Below are 16,887 nucleotides of genomic sequence, written 5' to 3'. Positions count from 1 at the left end.
GACACCGGGGGCTGTGAAAGGCCGGACTGGGGGATCCGGCCATCATCAGTCGCGCTTGTCTGGGGGATTGCGCGACTGGCCCTTCTTCGCGTCGGGATCGGCGTCACCGCCGTGCCCGACGTTCGAGCCCGCGTGTGCGGGACGCTGTGCGTGGGAGGGGTTCTCAGCCTCTCCGACGTCATGGGTTGCGCTCGACGGCTGCGGAGCCGGTGCCATGCGTCGCTCGGCCTCCGAACCGACGAGCTGCTGCTGGTCGCTGCCGGAGTCGCCCGGTGCGGGCGCGTCGGGGCCCTGGCCCTTCTCTGCGGTCTGCTCGCGTTCCAGGCGCGCCACCAGCGCGTCGATGCGCCCGGCGGACCAGCCCTGGGCTGTCGCCCACGCGCGGACGGCGTCCCACGAGCCCGAGGTCTTCCCGGCCGCGACGACCGACTCGAGGTCGTCCGCGGGCGCCGGGACGGCGGCATCCGGGATCGAGACGGTCGCCGCAGGACCGGCATCCGCGCGGTCCACGACCACCGGGGCCGGGGCCTCGACGATCTCGGCCCGCGGCGGGGCGGTCGCGTCCGGCGCCGCCGTGGGTGCGGTGTCAGGCGTGGGCCGGGGTGCCGGCGGCGTGGCCGTGGTCGGCGATGCGGCGGCGGGCACGAGGATGCGGCCGGCCGTGACGGTGGCACCCGGGGAATCCTGCAGCGCAGCGGTGTTGGTCAGCGCGACGGCGGTCACCACGGCGACGCTCGCTGCGACAGCGGTCAGACCGCCGATCACGAGCCCCGTGCGTCCGTCCACGTCGTTGTCCTGCCTTCCGTGCGCGAGCGGCGTCCATGTCCGCCTTCCATCGTCGCAGACGGGCCGACGCGGGAGCGCCGAGCGGCATGAGACTCTTCTCATCCTCACCGCGGATGACGGCGCGGACCGTCGGCCGGCCACCGGGGGCGGGATGCGCATCCCGCCCCTGGTGTTCCGACGGCTCGATATTGCGCCCGCTCAGGCGAGCTCGCCGGCCTCCAACAGGTCCGTGACCAGCGCCGCGATCGCCGACCGCTCCGAGCGGACGAGCGTCACGTGACCGAAGAGCGCGTGCCCCTTGAGCGTCTCGATGACCGACGCGACGCCGTCGTGGCGGCCCACGCGCAGATTGTCGCGCTGCCCGACGTCGTGGGTGAGCACGACGCGCGAGTTCTGCCCGATGCGGCTCAGGACCGTCAGCAGCACGTTGCGCTCGAGCGACTGCGCCTCGTCCACGATCACGAACGCGTCGTGGAGGGAGCGCCCGCGGATGTGGGTCAGCGGCAGCACCTCCAGAAGCCCGCGCTCGATGACCTCGTCGAGCACATTGGCCGACACGACGGATCCGAGGGTGTCGAACACCGCCTGGCCCCAGGGGTTCATCTTCTCCTGCTGATCCCCCGGAAGGTAGCCGAGCTCCTGGCCGCCGACGGCGAACAGCGGCCGGAAGACGATGATCTTGCGCTGCTGCTGGCGCTCGAGCACCGCCTCGAGGGCGGCGCACAGCGCGATCGCGGACTTGCCGGTTCCTGCCCGTCCGCCCAGCGACACGATGCCGACCTCGGGGTCGAGCAGAAGGTCGATGGCGATGCGCTGCTCCGCCGAGCGACCGTGGAGCCCGAAGACCTCGCGGTCGCCGCGGACCAGCCGGTACTCGCCGTCACCGACGACCCGGCCCAGGGCGGACCCGCGCTCGGAGTGGATGATGAGTCCCGTGTTCACCGGCAGACCGCGCACCTCTTCGCTGGCGGCCACCTCGCTCTCGTACAGGTCGGAGATGTCATCGCCCGACACGTCGAGGTCGCAGATGCCCGTCCACCCGGAGTCGACCGCCTGCTCGGCGAGGTACTCCTCGGCGGTGATGCCGAGCGACGCCGCTTTGACGCGCATCGGGAGGTCCTTCGAGACGACGGTGACCTCCTGCCCGTCCTGGGCGAGGTTCATCGCGACGGCGAGGATGCGGCTGTCGTTGTCGCCGAGGCGCATTCCGGACGGCAGCACCGAGGCGTCGGTGTTGTTCAGCTCGACGCGGAGGGTGCCGCCGGTGCCCACCGGGACCGGGAAGTCGAGGCGTCCGTGCTCGACGCGCAGCTCGTCGAGATGGCGCAGCGCCTGCCGGGCGAAGTATCCGATCTCGGGGTCGTGCCGCTTCCCCTCGAGCTCCGTGACCACCACGACGGGGATCACGACGCTGTGTTCGGCGAACCGGAAGAACGCCCGAGGATCGCTCAGCAGCACGGAGGTGTCCAGAACGTAGGTGCGCAGATCCTGATCGGATCCGGCGACCTGCCCGAGGTCCTGACGGCGCTGCTCGTGTGGTGCTCGTGTGGTCACAACCCACTCCCGCCCCGGGTGGTTCACCCGGCAGTTACGAGTCGACCAGGGGTCACGAGTCGCGATCCGTGAGGCCGACTCGACCGGGCTCCTTGCCCGATGCGATCACGCTACGACTCCCCTGCGACACCGGCCCGCCCCGACACGCCCGAATCTCGTGACGTCTCGGTGAACGGATGCCGCAGCGTCCGCACCGGGCAGGCGGTCACCAGACGCGTGCCGACGAGAACGCGGCCAGTGCGTCGCCGAACAGCCGCAGTGTATCGGCGCCGGTGCCGACGTGGGGCGACACGCGGATCCGCCCGCCGCGGGCCGTCACGGTGAGGCCGTGGTTGGCGAGGGATGCCGCCAGCGCCGCGGCGTCCCTCGGCTCCGGCTCCAGCGTCACGATGCCGGCCCGGCGCCCGGGATCGCGGGGGGTGACCACGGGGATCCCGTAGCGGTCGGCGAAGAACATGACGTCGGCGGATCGATCCGCCAGCACCGACTCGATGCTGCGGACTCCGGCATCGGCGATCTCGCGCAGCGCCGTCGCGAGTCGGGCGGCGGCCAGCGTGTCGGGGCCGGAGACCGAGAAGGCCTGGGCTGAGGCCGACGGCGCGGGCACCGTGTCGAGCGGGAGGTCGCCGTCGACGCCGCGGAAGCCGGAGAGCACCGGCGCGATGCGCGCCAGCGCTCGCTCGCCGAACCAGGCGAACCCGGTGCCGCGGCCGGCGCGGAGCCACTTGTAGCCGTGGCCGCACACGACGTCGGCCGCGGCGTAGTCGGCCTCGATCATGCCGAATCCCTGGACGGCGTCGACGATGAGGAGGCGATCGCCGATCACCTCGCGCAGCGCCGTCAGGTCGGTGCGGTAGCCGGTGCGGAAGTCGACGAGGCTCACCGCGACGGCGCGCGTCTCGTCGGTGACCGCCGACCGGACGGCATCGGGCGTCATGAACCCTCCGACGGGATCGACCCACTGCAGCTGCAGCGATCCCAGCGCGTCGAACGCCCGGGCCGCCGCCACCGTGAGGCTCGGGAACTCCGCCCGGCTGAGCAGGAGCCCCCCTGCCAGACCGTAGACGGCGTGCATGAGGCCGTACGTGGTGGACGGCTGCAGCACCACCTGGTCGGCCTGGGCGCCGAGGAGCTCTGCGACCAGCTCGCGGGCCTCACGGACGTGGTCCGCGACGAGCTGGATGCTCGTGCGGCGGCCGGTGCCCAGCAGCTCGGTGTCGCCCTGCGCCTCGCTGCGCACCGCCGGCGACAGCGGGCCGAACGCCGCCCAGTCCAGGTAGCCGGGCTCGGCGTCGAACGACGCCAGGTAGGGGTCCAGATCGGTCACGCGGATCATTCTGGCAGAGCGCCGGCGCACAGCCCCCCGCACCCGCCTGTGCGCGAAACGGCGCCGCGGATCCGCTTCGGTTCAGCCGCCGTAGCGGCGGTCCCGCGAGCCGAAGTCACGGATCGCGCGGAGGAAGTCGACCTCGCGCAGATCGGGCCCGAGTGCCTCGACGAAGTAGAACTCCGAATGGGCGGACTGCCACAGCAGGAAGTCGCTCAGGCGCTGCTCCCCCGAGGTGCGGATCACGAGGTCGGGGTCGGGCTGGCCGCCGGTGTACAGGTGCTCCCCGATCTGCTCGGGGGTGAGGCTCGCGGCCAGCTGCTCGAGCGAGCCGCCCTCCTGGTCGTGCTTGGCGATGATGCTGCGGACCGCGTCGACGATCTCGCCCCGCCCGCCGTAGCCGACCGCGAGGTTCACATGCATGCCTGCGTTGCCGCGCGTGCGCGCCTCCACATCGGCCAGCACGCGCGCGAGGTCCTCGGGGAGCGCGTCGGCGCGACCGACGTGCTTCACCCGCCAGTCGCGCTCGTGCGAGAGCTCGTCGGCGAGTTCGGCGATGATCTCGATGAGGTCGGACAGCTCGCGCGAGTCGCGCTTGCGGAGATTGTCGTTGGAGAGCAGGTAGAGCGAGACGACGCGGATGCCGACGTCGTCGCACCAGCGCAGGAACTCCTTCATCTTCGCCGCACCGGCACGGTGGCCGTGCGCGGCGGAGTCGTAGCCGAGCTGCTTGGCCCACCGGCGGTTCCCGTCGATCATCATCGCGAGGTGATGCGGCACGGACGCGCGGTCCAGGCGCCGGCGCAGGCGGTTGATGTAGAGGCGGTAGAGAGGTCCTCTGCCTTCGTTCGTCGAACCGCGCGCCACACGCCTACGCTACCCCGCGGGCGGGCCCGGCCCTAGCGCGCGGCCGGGTGCCGGCATCCGCGTCCCGGCGTGTGCCGTCGACGGCATGCGTCGCCGTCTACCCTGGGAGGATGAGCCGTCGCCGCCGCCTCACCGAGGCCCCTGACGTCCCGTCGCTGCCGCTCATGGACGCCGCGTCCGTCGATGCCGCCGCACCCGAGATCCGGCCCACGTGGCGGGGCTGGGTCCACGCCGGCACGTTCCCCGTGGCGATCGTCGCCGGCATCGTGCTGATCACCGTCGCACAGGGCGCCCCCGCCAAGTGGGCCTCGGCGGTGTTCATGGCCACGTCGCTGCTGCTGTTCGGCAACTCGGCCCTCTATCACCGCTTCGACTGGAAGCCCCGGACGAAGGCGATCCTCAAGCGGATCGACCACGCCAACATCCTGCTGCTGATCGCGGGCACCTACACCCCGATCGCCACGCTCGCCCTGCCACCCGAGAAGGGCGTTCTCCTGCTCACCCTGGTGTGGGCCGGAGCGCTCCTGGGCATCCTGTTCCGCGTCTTCTGGCTCCACGCCCCGCGATGGCTGTACGTCGCGCTCTACCTGGTGCTCGGGTGGGCGGCCGTCATGTACCTCGTGGACCTCTTCGAGGCCAATGCCGCCATGATGATCCTCGTGGCGGTGGGTGGCGTGCTGTACACCGTCGGCGCCGTCGTGTACGCCATGAAGCGGCCGAACCCGTGGCCCGGCCACTTCGGCTTCCACGAGATCTTCCACGTCTGCACGGTGCTGGCGTTCCTGTGCCACTGGACCGCGGCGCTGCTCATCGCCCTGGATCCGCTGTCGCCCTCGCTGGGCGTCCCGGCCTGACGGCGATGACGGATGCCGCGGCTCGCGGCATCCGATCGCTCCCCCGTCGCGCGGGTCAGGCCTTCGGCGGGGCGGTGCCGTCGGGCTCGTCACCGGTGCGGTCGTCTCCGGCCGCGCCGGCGTCCTCGTCGTCCGTCGTCGTCGCGGCGGCGGCGCGCTGCGCCTGCTCCTCCGCGTCGAGCTCCTCCTGGATGTCGGCGCGCACGCGCCCGCGGCGGATGCGGCGCATCATGTCCCAGACCAGGAAGATGACCGCCACGGCGACCAGCGCCGTGATGACGAATCCCCAGACCCCGGGGGTGACGAGGTCGGGGTCGACGTCCGCCGTCGGGGTCGGCGCGGGGGTCGTCGCAGCGCTGACGAGGGCGGCGAGCGCGTGATGCATGGGTGTCCTCGCTTGCCCGCGAGGCGGGCGGTGTCGTCGGGGATGCGCGCGAGCGCATAGCCTGGAGTTCCCAGCCTAATCTTCGCAGGGCGACCCCCGAGACCTCAGGAGCGGCGTGACCACGCAGGACATGCTCGACGAGCGCTACGGCCGGCGGCGTTCTCCGGCCCGACGCTGGATCATCGGCGCCGGCGTCGCGCTCGCGGTGGCTGCCGTCGCGCTCTTCGGCTGGACGACGGTGCAGGGGACGCTCGCGGCCGTCGACGCCGACACGACGTCGTTCGAGATCGCCGACGGACACTCCGTCACCCTCGGGTTCCAGATCTCCGCTCCCGTGGGGGCGGCGGTGGCCTGCGCCCTCGAGGCGCAGGACGAGGAGCACGGCGTCGTGGGCTGGCGGGTCGTGGAGCTGCCGGCATCCGACCTCCCCGCCCGTGCGTTCCGCGAGGTGATCCCCACCACCGCACCCGCGACCACGGGTTTCGTGAACTCGTGCTGGGTTTTGTCCTGATCGGCAACGTGTCGTAGTCTGACGGGAGATCATCCATTCGCGCCCTGGCCCGTGAGCCGGGGCGTTCGGTTTATGTCCCGTCGCGCTACGCGCCGACGGGCGCTACGAAGGAGTCAGCCGTGTCCGATGCACCCGTGACCTTCCTCACCCAGGACGCGTACGACCGCCTGGCGGCCGAGCTCGAGCACCTCTCGACGACCGGCCGCGAGGAGATCGCCAAGCGCATCGAGGCCGCGCGCGAAGAGGGCGACCTCAAGGAGAACGGCGGCTATCACGCCGCGAAGGACGAGCAGGGCAAGCAGGAGGCGCGCATCCGCACGCTGCAGCAGCTGCTGAAGACGGCCAAGGTCGGCGAGGCCCCCGAGAGCAGCGGCGTCGTCGAGCCCGGCACCGTCGTGACGGCCGTCATCGCCGGCGGCGAAGAGGTCTTCCTCCTCGGCAACCGCGAGATCGCCGTGGGCTCCGAGCTCGACGTCTACAGCGAGGCGTCTCCCCTCGGCACCGCGATCCTCGGGCGCAGGGAAGGCGAGAAGACCTCGTACACCGCGCCCAACGGTCGCGAGATCGCCGTCGAGATCGTCAAGGTCGAGACCTACAACGGGCAGTGACTCCGCGGGCCGGCCGGCGGACCCGGCCGGTCAGTCGTGCACGACGGTCGGCATGTAGCCGGCGTCCTCCAGCACAGAGATGACGTGCGCGCGGTGCTCCTCCCCGCGCGTCTCGACGCTCAGCTGCAGGATCACCTCGCTGATCTGCAGCCCCTGGCCGTGACGGGTGTGGAGCACCTCGATGACGTTCGCCCCGGCGATCGCCAGCAGCTCCGACACGCGCGCGAGCTGGCCGGGCCGGTCGGGCAGCGGGATCCGCAGGGTCATGTAGCGGCCGGATGCCGAGAGACCGTGCGCGACGACGCGCTGCAGCAGCAGCGGGTCGATGTTTCCGCCGGAGAGCACGGTCACCGTGGGGCCGTGCGCCACCACCTTCCCCGCGAGGATCGCGGCCACGCCGACGGCGCCCGCGGGCTCCACCACCTGCTTCGCCCGCTCCAGCAGCACCAGCAGGGCACGGGCGATGTCGTCCTCCGAGACGGTCACGATCTCGTCGACGTACTCGCGGATGATCTCGAACGGCAGGTCGCCGGGGCGCGCCACGGCGATGCCGTCGGCGATCGTCGGAGACGTCGGGACCTCGAGCGGATGCCCCGCCGCCAGCGACGCCGGGTAGGCGGCCGAGTTCTCCGCCTGCACGCCGATGACGCGCACGGCGCGGCCTTCGGCGGCGGCTCGCGCCTTGACGGCCGCGGCAACGCCGGCGATCAGCCCTCCCCCGCCGATGCCGAGCACGACGGTGTCGAGGTCGGGAAGCTCGTCCATCAGCTCGAGCCCGAGCGTGCCCTGCCCCGCGATCACGTCGGGGTGGTCGAACGGGTGGATGAACACGGCGCCGGTGCGCTGCGCGAACTCGGCGGCCAGGCGCAGCGGCGTCTCGACCGTCGCGCCCTCCAGCACCACGTCGGCGCCGTACCCGCGGGTGGCCAGGAGCTTGGGCACCGGGACGCCGAGCGGCATGAAGATCGTCGCGTGGATGCCGAGCGCTTTCGCCGCCAGCGCCACGCCCTGCGCGTGGTTGCCCGCCGAGGCGGCGACGACGCCGCGCGCGCGCTCCTCGGCTGTCAGCCGCGAAAGGCGGTAGGTCGCGCCGCGGATCTTGAACGACCCGGTGCGCTGCAGGTTCTCGAGCTTCAGGTGCACGGGCACGCCGAGGACATCGGAGAGGTGCTGCGACTCGTCGAGCGGCGTGTGGGCGATGACCCCCTCGAGGGTGGCCGCGGCATCCGCGAAGTCCTTCAGGGTGGGCGCCGGCGATCGCAGCGCCGCCGCGGCGGGCGGCAGCCCGTCGGCGCGCTCGGTGTGGTCGGCGGATGGCATGGCAGTGGTCACTTGCGGACTCTCCTCGGCCGGGGGACGGTGCTCCAGATGAGGTCTCCGGTGGGCTTGGCGCCGGTCTCCCACGCGCGTTCGCCGAGATACACGGCGACGACGTTGACGAAAGCTGCGAGCGGGACGGCGAACAACGCCCCCGGGATGCCGGCGATCATCGCGCCGCCGGCGACGACCAGCACGACGGCGAGCGGGTGCACCTTCACGGCCGAGCCCATGAGCAGCGGCTGCAGGACGTGACCCTCGAGCTGCTGGACGCCGAGGACGACGACGAGCATCCACAGCGCGATCCACGGCCCGTTGTACACCAGTGCGAGGAAGACCGCGACGGCGCCCGTGACGACGGCACCCACGATGGGCACGAACGCGCCGAGGAAGACCAGCACGGCGACGGGGATCGCGAGCGGCACTCCGAGCAGCGCGGCGCCGAGGCCGATGCCCACGGCGTCGATGGTCGCGACCAGCAGCTGCGTGCGCGCGTAGTTGACCACCGTGATCCAGCCCGCCCGGCCTGCGCCGTCCGCGGCGGGACGGGCCTTCTTGGGGAAGAGCTTGAGCGTCCACCGCCAGATCCCGGCGCCATCCGCGAGCAGCGTCAGCAGGATGAACAGCGCGAGGATCCCACCCGTGGCGACGTGGCCGATGGTGGTGCCGAGGGCGAGGGCACCCGACCACAGCACCCCCGCCTGCTCCTGCGCCAGCGCCGACCCCTGGGTCAGCAGATCGTCGATCTGCTCGGCGCTGAGGTGCAGCGGCCCGTCGATGAGGTACTGCCGGAACTGGGCCATCGCCGCGACGGTGCTCTCCTGCACCGAGCCCCACTGCCGCACGACCTGCCATCCCACCAGCCACAGCAGCCCCGCCACGATGGCGAGGGTGCCCAGGACCGAGAGGACGATCGCGAGCCAACGCGGCACGCGGTGCCGCAGCATCCAGGTGAAGGCGGGCCACAGCAGCGCGGTGACGAGGATCGCCACCAGCAGCGGGATGACGAGGAGCTTCAGCTGGATGACCAGCCACACGGCGACGCCGATCGCCGCGGCGACGACGATCAGTCGCCACGAATATGCGGTCGCGATGCGCAGACCGCGCGGGACGGCGGCGGACGTGTCGGTGGTGACGATCCGGCTGCGATCGCGCACGGCGTCGAACAGAGAGCCGCGTGGCTTGTCGTCGGAGCCGCTCATCCGCCCAGTCTAGGCGCGTCGCATTCCGTGCCGGTGATGAAGCGGACCGGGCGATGTCGGCGGCTCTGGCTAGGCTGACGCGCGTGAAGTCGTCGCTGAGCGCCGCCGAGGCGCGCCGGGTCTCGCTCGCCGCCCAGGGCTTCGACCGCGCGCGCCCCGCCGCGGCCGGCACCCGCCAGCTCAACCTCGCGCTCGCGAGGATGTCGACGCTGCAGATCGACTCGGTGAACGTCTTCGCCCGCTCCCACTACATGCCGCTGTTCTCGCGGGTGGGCAGCTACGACACCGCCGCCCTCGACCGGCTCCTCTTCGCCCGGCGCTCCCCCTACGTGGAGTACTGGGCGCACGTCGCCGCTTTCGTGCCCGCCGCCGACTGGGGCCTGTTCCACTTCCGCATGCAGGATCTGCGGGCCAAGTACGGCTCGAAGCCCGGCGGGTGGTTCGACACGCATCGCGACCTGGTGGACTGGGTCCGCGCCGAGCTCGCCGATCGCGGCCCGCTGCGGCCGGCGCAGATCGAGCACGACGTCAAGAAGGGCGCGCGCGGGCCGTGGTGGGACTGGGACGTCGTCAAGCACGCGCTGGAGTACCTGTGGCTGTTCGGCGAGGTCGCGATCGCCGGTCGCCGGGGCTTCGAGCGCCGGTACGCCCTCGCGGAGGATGTGATCCCTCGGGAGGTGCTCGAGGCTCCCGTGCCGCGTGACGAGGCCGTCCGCGAGCTCGTCCGGCGCGCCGCGCGCGCCTGTGGGGTCTCCACGGCTGCCGATGTCGCCGATTACTGGCGCATCGCCGACCGCAAGGCGGTGACCGCCGCGCTGCACGAGCTCACCGACGCCGGTGAGCTGCATCCCGTGACGGTCGAGGGCTGGACGACGGCGGGACGGCCCTCGCGCGCCTGGCTCCACCGCGATGCGACGGTGCCGCGACGCATCGATGCCGCGGCGATCCTGACGCCGTTCGACCCCGTGGTGTGGTTCCGCGACCGCGCGGAGCGCCTCTTCGACTTCGAGTACCGCATCGAGATCTACACACCCGCACCCCAGCGCCGCTACGGCTACTACTCGCTGCCCGTCCTGATCGGCGACGACATCGTCGGGCGCGTCGACCTCAAGGCCGATCGCTCGGCCTCCCGCCTCCTGGTGCAGTCCGCATGGTGGGAGCACGGACGCCCGGCAGAGGCCGCGGCGCGGCTGGCCGACGAGCTCCGGCTCGCCGCCGCCTGGCAGGGGCTCGAGACCATCTCGATCTCGCACTGGGGCGACGCGACCGACGATCTCGCCCGCGCCCTGCCCGCGGCGACACGTCACGAGTCCGGCTCCCGGGAGGCCGTGGCGCTCGCCGCCGACGAGCCCGACGGCCTCGACGCCGCGGGTGGGGACGGCCTCGCGAGCTGACATCGGATGCGGACGCCCGGCGTCGCCGTCGGGTCGGCGTCCGGGCTCACGGCCGCGCGGGCCCGGACACCTCCAGTCCCAGCCAGCGTGCGAGCTCGCTGACCTGCGCGTCCACGGCGTCGCGCACGGCATCGGTGAACGGCTCGTCCTCATGCACCGCCTGCACGCGGAGGACGCCGGCCTTGCGATCGGCCTTCGCGTCGAGCTTCCCCACGAACCGGTCCCCGTGCAGGATCGGCACCGCGAAGTACCCCCAGCGCCGCTTCGCCGCGGGCTTGTACATCTCGAGGAAGTACTCGTAGCCGAAGATCTCGTCCAGCCGCCGCCGGTCGAACACCAGCCGGTCGAACGGCGACAGCAGAGCCGTCCGCGGCGAGAACCCGTCGAGTGCGTCGAGCGCTGCAGGGTCGACACGCCACGTGCCGGCGACGCCGTCGACGACCGCCTCCTCGCCGACCGCACCCACGTCGATCGGCTCGAAGGGCTGTGCGACGCCCTTCGCCCGGGCGATGCCGAGCGACGTCAGCCGGCGCTCGGCGCGCTCACGCGCCGCCTCGTGCTCGTCGAGCACCGGAACGTCGGGCGGATACACCCGGTCGGCGACGTCGAAGAGCCGGCCGCCGGAGTCGCGGGAGTGCACCGCCACGTCGCCGCAGAGCACCAGCATCTCGAGCAGCTGCATCGAGTTGCGGTTGTCGGTCCACCCCGACGAGCGCCACGACACCTGCGCCGTGTCGGGGATCTCGGCCGCCCGCAGCGGCCCCTCGCTGCGGAGCCGTGCGAGCACCTCACGCCGGAACCGGTCGTTCGCGGCGAGCCACTGTCGGGCCTGGGCCGACTCGGGCCGCCGCCGCATCTCGGGCAGCAGCAGGGCGAGGTCGGTCATGGCGCGGTAGAACCCGCCCCACTCGAAGATCGCCCGGTCCTCCTCGACGAGCCTGACGAGGTCCGCCGGCTGGTACGGCCACCCCAGCCTGCTCCACAGGATGAGGTCCGCGCTCGGCGCGACCGCCGCCGTCGGCTCGATGTTCACGACCGTGAGCGCGTCGACGGTCTCGACGATGCCCGACGGCCGGTCCGCGCTCAGCAGCTGCGCCTGCACCGCGATGCGGCGCGCCTCGCCGCGGGTGAGCTGGAGTGTCACACGCCCGACGCTACCGGCGGGCGCGGACAGTGAGATCTGGATACGCGGGAGATCTCGATACGCTCGTTTCTCGCGACCCGCCTCGACTCAGAACTGCACGCGCGGGGGCTCGGAGATCGCGGCGCCGTCGATGACCTCGAAGAACTCCCGCTCGTGGAAGCCCAGGTTGCGGGCGAACATGTTGTTCGGGAAGACCTTGATCTTGGTGTTCAGCTCGCGCACGCCGCCGTTGTAGAAGCGGCGCGAGGCCTGGATCTTGTCTTCCGTGTCGACGATCGACTGCTGCAGCTGCAGGAAGTTCTGGCTCGCCTGCAGCTGCGGGTAGGCCTCGGCGACGGCGAACAGCGACTTCAGCGCCTGCTGCATGCGGCCCTCCGCGGCCCCCGCCTCGGCGGGCCCGGAGGCCGAGAGCGTGTCGGCGCGGGCCTGCGTCACCCGCTCGAACACCGCCTTCTCGTGGGTCGCATAGCCCTTCACCGACTCGATCAGGTTGGGCAGCAGGTCGGCTCGCCGCTTGAGCTGCACCGTGATATCGCTCCAGGCCTCGTCGACGCGCACGTTCAGCTGCACCAGCGAGTTGTACGTCGCCCACAGATAGATGCCGACGATGACGGCGAGCGCCACCACGATGAGGACTGGGATCAGCCATTCCATTGCCGGGGCTCCGTTCGGTAGTGCACTCATACTATCGACGCGGGTCCACCGCATAACGGGCCCGGCCTGGGACTCTCAGCCGTTACCCACCGAGAACCCGTTCGAGATATCGGTTGCGGAAGACCCGCTCCGGGTCGAGGCGGTCGCGCAGTTCCACGAAGGCGTCGAAGCGCGGGTACCGCGGCCGCAGCGCGTCGGCGTCCAGGGTGTGCATCTTGCCCCAGTGCGGCCGCCCGTCGAAGCGGAGCATGATCTCCTCCACCGCCTCGAAGTACTCGGCCGGGTCCTCACGCCAGTACCGGTGCACCGCGATGTACGCGGACGCGCGGTCGTGCGCGGTGGACAGCCAGCGGTCGTCGGGCGCCGCGAAGCGGACCTCCACCGGGTACCCGACCCGCCAGCCGCGTGCGTCGATGAGAGCGCGCACCGCCTCGAACGCGGGGCGGACGTTCGCGACCGGCAGCGCGTACTCCATCTCGCGGAAGCGCACCGACCGACGCGTGGCGAAGACGCGGGCCGAGGCATCCGTGAACTCGCGATTCCCCCAGATCCGCGCGGACACCCGGTTGATCGGGGGCACCAGCGGCGGCACCGCGGCGCCCGCTGCGCACGCGACGCGATGGAGGCCGCCGCCGACGAGGACGTCGTCGACCCACTTGCCGACCCGCGGGAGCGGATGCCGCGGCGCGCTCTCGGGCAGGCGGATGTTGGTCTTGGTCATCGCCCGGTCGGTGTGGGGGAACCAGTAGAACTCGAAGTGATCGACGCCGGCGACGCGGTCCTCCAAGCCCGCGATCACCTCATCGAGGGGCTCGGGCTGATCCACCGCATGGAGCACGAAGGCGGGAACGCACTGCAGCGTGACCTCGACGAGGATGCCCAGCGCACCCAGCCCGAGCGCCACGGCCGGGACGAGCTCGGGGTTCTCGTCCTCGTCCACGCGCAGGAGATCCCCCGTCGCCGTCACGAGAGTCGCCCCGACCACCTGGGCGGCGATGCCCCCGAACCGCGCGCCGGTGCCGTGCGTGCCGGTCGAGACGGCGCCGGCGATCGACTGCCGGTCGATGTCGCCGAGGTTCTCCATCGCGAGGCCGTAGCGCGCGAGGAGGCCCGGAATGCGGTGCAGCCGGGTGCCGGCGAGGAGCGTCACCCGGGAGCGCTCGACGTCGACGGCGACGAGGCCGCTGAGGTCCGCGAGCTCCAGCAGCACCCCGGGGGCGACGGCGATGCCGCTGAAGCTGTGACCGGCGCCCACTGCCTTGACCGGCAGTCGCTGGGCCGCGGCGGCGGCGACGGCGCGCTGCACCGCCGCGACCGTGCGCGGATACTCCACGCGCTGGGGCCTCACCGCCTCGGTGCGCGCCCAGTTGCGCCATGTCCCGCCCGGACGCGTCACAGGAACACCTTCCCCTCACCGCGGTACGTCGGCAGGTCGGCGACGACGGCCCCGCCGTCGACGACGTGGTAGCGGTCGACGTGCTCGGCCGGCTCACCGCTCTTGGCGTGGCGGAACCACACGCGGTCCCCGACGCGCAGGTCTCGTGCCGCGTCGCCGCGCAGCGGCGTCTGCACCTCGCCGGCGCCCTCGCGCGGGGCCATGCGCAGCCCCTCCGGCCACACCGCTCGCGGCTGTCGTGACGCCAGCGCCGGGCCTGAGGCGATCCAGCCCCCGCCGAGCACCGTCGCGACGTCGGGCGCGGGCTTGCGCACCACGTCGAGGGCGAACGCGGCCGCCGGCGCCGGATGGAAGGCGCGGTAGCCGTCGAACAGGTGGCCCGCGAGCAGCCCGCTGCCGGCGGTCACCTCGGTGACGGACTGATCGGATGCCGTGCGCTCCAGCGAGCCGGTGCCTCCGCCGTTGACGAACTCGAGCGGGGCGATGTCGCGCAGCCCTGCGACGATCGAGGCGCGGCGGTCGAGCAGCTCAGCCGCCGAGCGCCGCTGCATCCACCGGATCACGGCGTCGCCAGCGCCGGTGGCGTCGCCCTGCCCGGCGATCTGCGCCTCGTACATCATCAGCCCGACGAGCCGGAACCCCGGACGCGCCGCGATCGAACGCGCGAGCGCCGCCACCTCCGACGCCTCGTGCACGGGCGAGCGGAGGACGCCGATGTGACCCAGCCCCGACGCTCGCCACGACGCATCGGCGTCGATCGCGACGCGCAGCTCGGGGCGCGCGCCGGGAGCGGCCACGGCGTCGACGAGGTCGAGCTGCGCGAGGTCGTCCACCATGAGCGTGATCCGGGCCGCCGCGCGTTCGTCGGCGGCGAGCGCCGCGATCGCCGCGCGGTCGGCGGTCGGGTACCCGAGCACGATGTCGTCATGCGTGTCTGCCAGCCACAGGGCCTCCGGCAGCGTGTACGCGAGGATGCCGCGGTACCCGGGGAGGGCGAGGACGGCGTCCAGCACCTCGCGCACGCGCACCGACTTGGTGGCGACACGGATCGGCACGCCTCCCGCGCGCACGACGAGGTCCAGCGCGTTGTACCGGAGTGCGCCGGCGTGGACGGCGGCGACCGGGCCGCTGACGTCGGCCACCGCGCCGGTCATCTCGCCCCAGTACGCGGCGGGACGACTCCACGGCTTCGCCGCCGGGGACGTGGACAGCAGGTCGAGACTCAACGGGCTCGGCTCCGGTGCGCGCGCATCGCCCCAGCCTACGACGAGCCGCGGTGAGCGCGCAGACCGGGTCGGTACCCCCGGTGGGATTCGAACCCACACTTCGGCGAGTTTAAGTCGCCTGCCTCTGCCGGTTGGGCTACGGGGGCGATCGCGGGAACGCGGATGCCGCAGGCTCATCCTCTCAGACGAGCCTGCGGCATCCGTTCCACATCAGTTCGCGGCGACCTTGCCGGCGTCGGCGGCAGCCTTGGCCGGAGTCTTGCGGGCCGGCGCCTTGCGAGCGGGCGCGGCGGCCGGCGTCTCGGCGGGGGCCGCCTCGACCGGCTGCGGCGGACGCGGACGCGCCGCGAACTCCTCGAAGACGTAGCGGGGGTTCTGGACGGTCGACAGGTTCACCAGGTCGCGGCCCAGCCAGAAGTTGTTCCACCAGCCCCACAGCACGCGCCACTTGCGCTCCCACGAGGGCATCGCCAGGCCGTGGTAGCCGCGGTGGGCGAGCCACGCGATCGGGCCCTTCAGGGCGAGGTTGCCCGACTGGAAGACGCCCACCCACAGGCCCAGGCCTGCGACGGCGCCGAGGTTCTTGTGGTGGTACTCGCGCGGGAGCTCGCCCCGCAGCACCGCGACGAGGTTCTTCGCGAGGAGCTTCGCCTGACGCACCGCATGCTGGGCGTTGGGCACGCAGTAGCCGCCCACGCCGCCGCCGCTGAGGTCGGGAACGGCCGAGACGTCACCGGCCGCCCAGGCGCCCTCGACGATCTCTTCCTCGGTCCCCACGCGCAGGTCGGCGCGGGTGCGGATGCGTCCGCGCTCCTCGACCGGCAGGTCGCCGCCGCGCACCACCGTCGGGTTGGCCATGACGCCCGCCGTCCAGATGATGAGGTCGCTGGGGATCGTCTCGCCGGTGGAGAGCTCGATGTTGCCGCCCACGGCGCCGGTGACCTGCGTGTCGAGGTGCACCGAGGCGCCGCGCTGGGCGAGGTTCTTCAGCACCCACTCGCTGGTCTTGAGCGAGACCTCGGGCATGATGCGCCCCATGGCCTCGATGAGGTGGAAGTGGGTGTCGCTGAACGTCAGCTGCGGGTAGCTCTTGACCAGCGCGGAGGCGAGCGAGCGCAGCTCGGCGAACACCTCGATGCCCGCGAAGCCGCCGCCGACCACGACGACCGTCAGCAGCCGGTCGCGCTCGGGACCGGGGGGCAGTGTGGAGGCCTTGTCGAAGTTCGACATCAGGCGGTCGCGGATGGCGACGGCCTCCTCGATGGTCTTCAGGCCGATCGCGTTGTCGGCGATGCCGGGGATGGGGAAGGTGCGCGAGACGGCGCCGGCGGTGACGACGATCTGGTCGTACTCGAACTCGTACGGCTCGCCCGCGATGGGGGTGATCGTGGCGACCTTGTTCGCGTGGTTGATGCCGGTGACCTTGGCGGCCACGACGGTCGTCTTCTTGAGGTGGCGACGCAGCGCCACGACGGAGTGACGCGCTTCGATGGAGCCGGCCGCGACCTCCGGGAGGAAGGGCTGGTAGGTCATGTAGGGCAGCGGGTCGACGATCGTCACGTCCGCTTCGCCCTTGCGCAGATGCTTCTCGAGCTTCCAGGCCGTGTAGAAGCCTGCGTATCCGCCACCGACGATGAGGATCTTGGGCACGGTGTTGGTCAC

16 protein-coding genes and 1 tRNA gene are annotated in these 16,887 nt (G+C 72.1%); 4 read left to right on the top strand and 13 right to left on the bottom strand.

The features are described 5' to 3' along the window. Positions 1 to 45 precede the first annotated feature (45 nt). The 4 genes from ACZBH1_RS13205 to ACZBH1_RS13190 form a co-directional block, all read right to left on the bottom strand. Positions 46 to 786 carry a hypothetical protein gene (locus tag ACZBH1_RS13205; protein WP_463646610.1) on the bottom strand — a complete coding sequence of 247 codons (741 nt, stop codon included), beginning with the start codon at positions 784 to 786 and terminating at the stop codon, positions 46 to 48. A 198-nt stretch (positions 787 to 984) separates the two neighbouring features. Beyond that, a complete protein-coding gene (gene phoH2, locus ACZBH1_RS13200; protein ID WP_336396435.1) occupies positions 985 to 2,340 on the bottom strand; it encodes an RNA 5'-3' helicase PhoH2 in 1,356 nt (451 codons plus the stop codon). 205 nt (positions 2,341 to 2,545) lie between these two features. Then, positions 2,546 to 3,676: an aminotransferase class V-fold PLP-dependent enzyme gene (locus ACZBH1_RS13195; protein WP_463646609.1), complete on the bottom strand. Its 1,131-nt coding sequence runs from the start codon at positions 3,674 to 3,676 to the stop codon at positions 2,546 to 2,548. A gap of 72 nt (positions 3,677 to 3,748) precedes the next feature. Then, positions 3,749 to 4,534, bottom strand: a complete 786-nt coding sequence (locus ACZBH1_RS13190; RefSeq protein WP_463646608.1) for an isoprenyl transferase — start codon at positions 4,532 to 4,534, stop codon at positions 3,749 to 3,751. 110 nt (positions 4,535 to 4,644) lie between these two features. Between ACZBH1_RS13190 and trhA the strand changes: the two genes are divergently transcribed. Further along, complete coding sequence (gene trhA, locus ACZBH1_RS13185) at positions 4,645 to 5,388, top strand: PAQR family membrane homeostasis protein TrhA (protein ID WP_336396438.1); 744 nt, start codon at positions 4,645 to 4,647, stop codon at positions 5,386 to 5,388. A 55-nt stretch (positions 5,389 to 5,443) separates the two neighbouring features. Here trhA and ACZBH1_RS13180 read toward each other — a convergent pair whose 3' ends face one another. Further along, positions 5,444 to 5,773 (bottom strand): hypothetical protein, encoded by a 330-nt coding sequence (locus ACZBH1_RS13180; RefSeq protein ID WP_463646607.1) that lies wholly within the window; start codon positions 5,771 to 5,773, stop codon positions 5,444 to 5,446. Between the two features lie 115 nt (positions 5,774 to 5,888). Here ACZBH1_RS13180 and ACZBH1_RS13175 point away from each other — a divergent pair, with 115 nt between their 5' ends. Then, a complete protein-coding gene (locus ACZBH1_RS13175; protein ID WP_378881437.1) occupies positions 5,889 to 6,284 on the top strand; it encodes a DUF4307 domain-containing protein in 396 nt (131 codons plus the stop codon). Between the two features lie 119 nt (positions 6,285 to 6,403). After that, a complete protein-coding gene (gene greA, locus ACZBH1_RS13170) occupies positions 6,404 to 6,892 on the top strand; it encodes a transcription elongation factor GreA (protein WP_336396441.1) in 489 nt (162 codons plus the stop codon). A gap of 30 nt (positions 6,893 to 6,922) precedes the next feature. Here greA and ilvA read toward each other — a convergent pair whose 3' ends face one another. Both ilvA and ACZBH1_RS13160 read right to left on the bottom strand, forming a co-directional pair. Beyond that, entirely contained in the window at positions 6,923 to 8,212 is a 1,290-nt protein-coding gene (gene ilvA, locus ACZBH1_RS13165) for a threonine ammonia-lyase (protein ID WP_378882125.1), read from the bottom strand. Positions 8,213 to 8,220: 8 nt separating this feature from the next. Beyond that, the gene (locus ACZBH1_RS13160) at positions 8,221 to 9,411 is read right to left on the bottom strand and encodes an AI-2E family transporter (RefSeq protein WP_336396443.1); all 1,191 of its coding nucleotides are present in this window, start codon (positions 9,409 to 9,411) and stop codon (positions 8,221 to 8,223) included. 83 nt (positions 9,412 to 9,494) lie between these two features. On the opposite strand from ACZBH1_RS13160, the gene ACZBH1_RS13155 reads away from it, so the two are divergent. Next, positions 9,495 to 10,805, top strand: coding sequence for a winged helix-turn-helix domain-containing protein (locus ACZBH1_RS13155; RefSeq protein WP_463646606.1), 1,311 nt, complete (start codon positions 9,495 to 9,497; stop codon positions 10,803 to 10,805). A 46-nt stretch (positions 10,806 to 10,851) separates the two neighbouring features. Here the strand turns inward: ACZBH1_RS13155 and ACZBH1_RS13150 are convergent, their stop codons facing one another. The 6 genes from ACZBH1_RS13150 to ACZBH1_RS13125 form a co-directional block, all read right to left on the bottom strand. Continuing rightward, positions 10,852 to 11,949: a DNA glycosylase AlkZ-like family protein gene (locus ACZBH1_RS13150; protein ID WP_463646605.1), complete on the bottom strand. Its 1,098-nt coding sequence runs from the start codon at positions 11,947 to 11,949 to the stop codon at positions 10,852 to 10,854. Between the two features lie 87 nt (positions 11,950 to 12,036). Continuing rightward, on the bottom strand, positions 12,037 to 12,603 hold the full coding sequence (locus ACZBH1_RS13145) for a LemA family protein (protein ID WP_336396446.1): 567 nt from the start codon (positions 12,601 to 12,603) through the stop codon (positions 12,037 to 12,039). 82 nt (positions 12,604 to 12,685) lie between these two features. After that, entirely contained in the window at positions 12,686 to 13,999 is a 1,314-nt protein-coding gene (locus ACZBH1_RS13140; protein ID WP_463646604.1) for a D-arabinono-1,4-lactone oxidase, read from the bottom strand. Further along, positions 13,996 to 15,225, bottom strand: a complete 1,230-nt coding sequence (locus ACZBH1_RS13135; RefSeq protein ID WP_463646603.1) for an alanine racemase — start codon at positions 15,223 to 15,225, stop codon at positions 13,996 to 13,998. The genes ACZBH1_RS13140 and ACZBH1_RS13135 overlap by 4 nt, the downstream gene beginning before the upstream one ends. A 72-nt stretch (positions 15,226 to 15,297) precedes the next feature. Next, a tRNA-Leu gene (locus tag ACZBH1_RS13130) sits at positions 15,298 to 15,371 on the bottom strand. A gap of 64 nt (positions 15,372 to 15,435) precedes the next feature. Continuing rightward, on the bottom strand, positions 15,436 to 16,875 hold the full coding sequence (locus ACZBH1_RS13125) for an NAD(P)/FAD-dependent oxidoreductase (protein ID WP_378882127.1): 1,440 nt from the start codon (positions 16,873 to 16,875) through the stop codon (positions 15,436 to 15,438). Between the last annotated feature and the right edge of the window lie 12 nt (positions 16,876 to 16,887).

The organism is Microbacterium sp. ZXT2-5, assembly GCF_055329545.1.
The sequence above is the reverse complement of the archived record's forward strand: the minus strand, read 5'-3'. Positions and strand labels throughout refer to the sequence as shown.

Bases quoted from the DNA above. Each gene is read 5' to 3' on its own strand.
- ACZBH1_RS13195 (WP_463646609.1), bottom strand. From the start codon at position 3,676: ATGATCCGCGTGACCGATCTGGACCCCTACCTGGCGTCGTTCGACGCC.
- trhA (WP_336396438.1), top strand. From the start codon at position 4,645: ATGAGCCGTCGCCGCCGCCTCACCGAGGCCCCTGACGTCCCGTCGCTG.
- ACZBH1_RS13180 (WP_463646607.1), bottom strand. From the start codon at position 5,773: ATGCATCACGCGCTCGCCGCCCTCGTCAGCGCTGCGACGACCCCCGCG.
- ilvA (WP_378882125.1), bottom strand. From the start codon at position 8,212: ATGCCATCCGCCGACCACACCGAGCGCGCCGACGGGCTGCCGCCCGCC.
- ACZBH1_RS13160 (WP_336396443.1), bottom strand. From the start codon at position 9,411: ATGAGCGGCTCCGACGACAAGCCACGCGGCTCTCTGTTCGACGCCGTG.
- ACZBH1_RS13145 (WP_336396446.1), bottom strand. From the start codon at position 12,603: ATGGAATGGCTGATCCCAGTCCTCATCGTGGTGGCGCTCGCCGTCATC.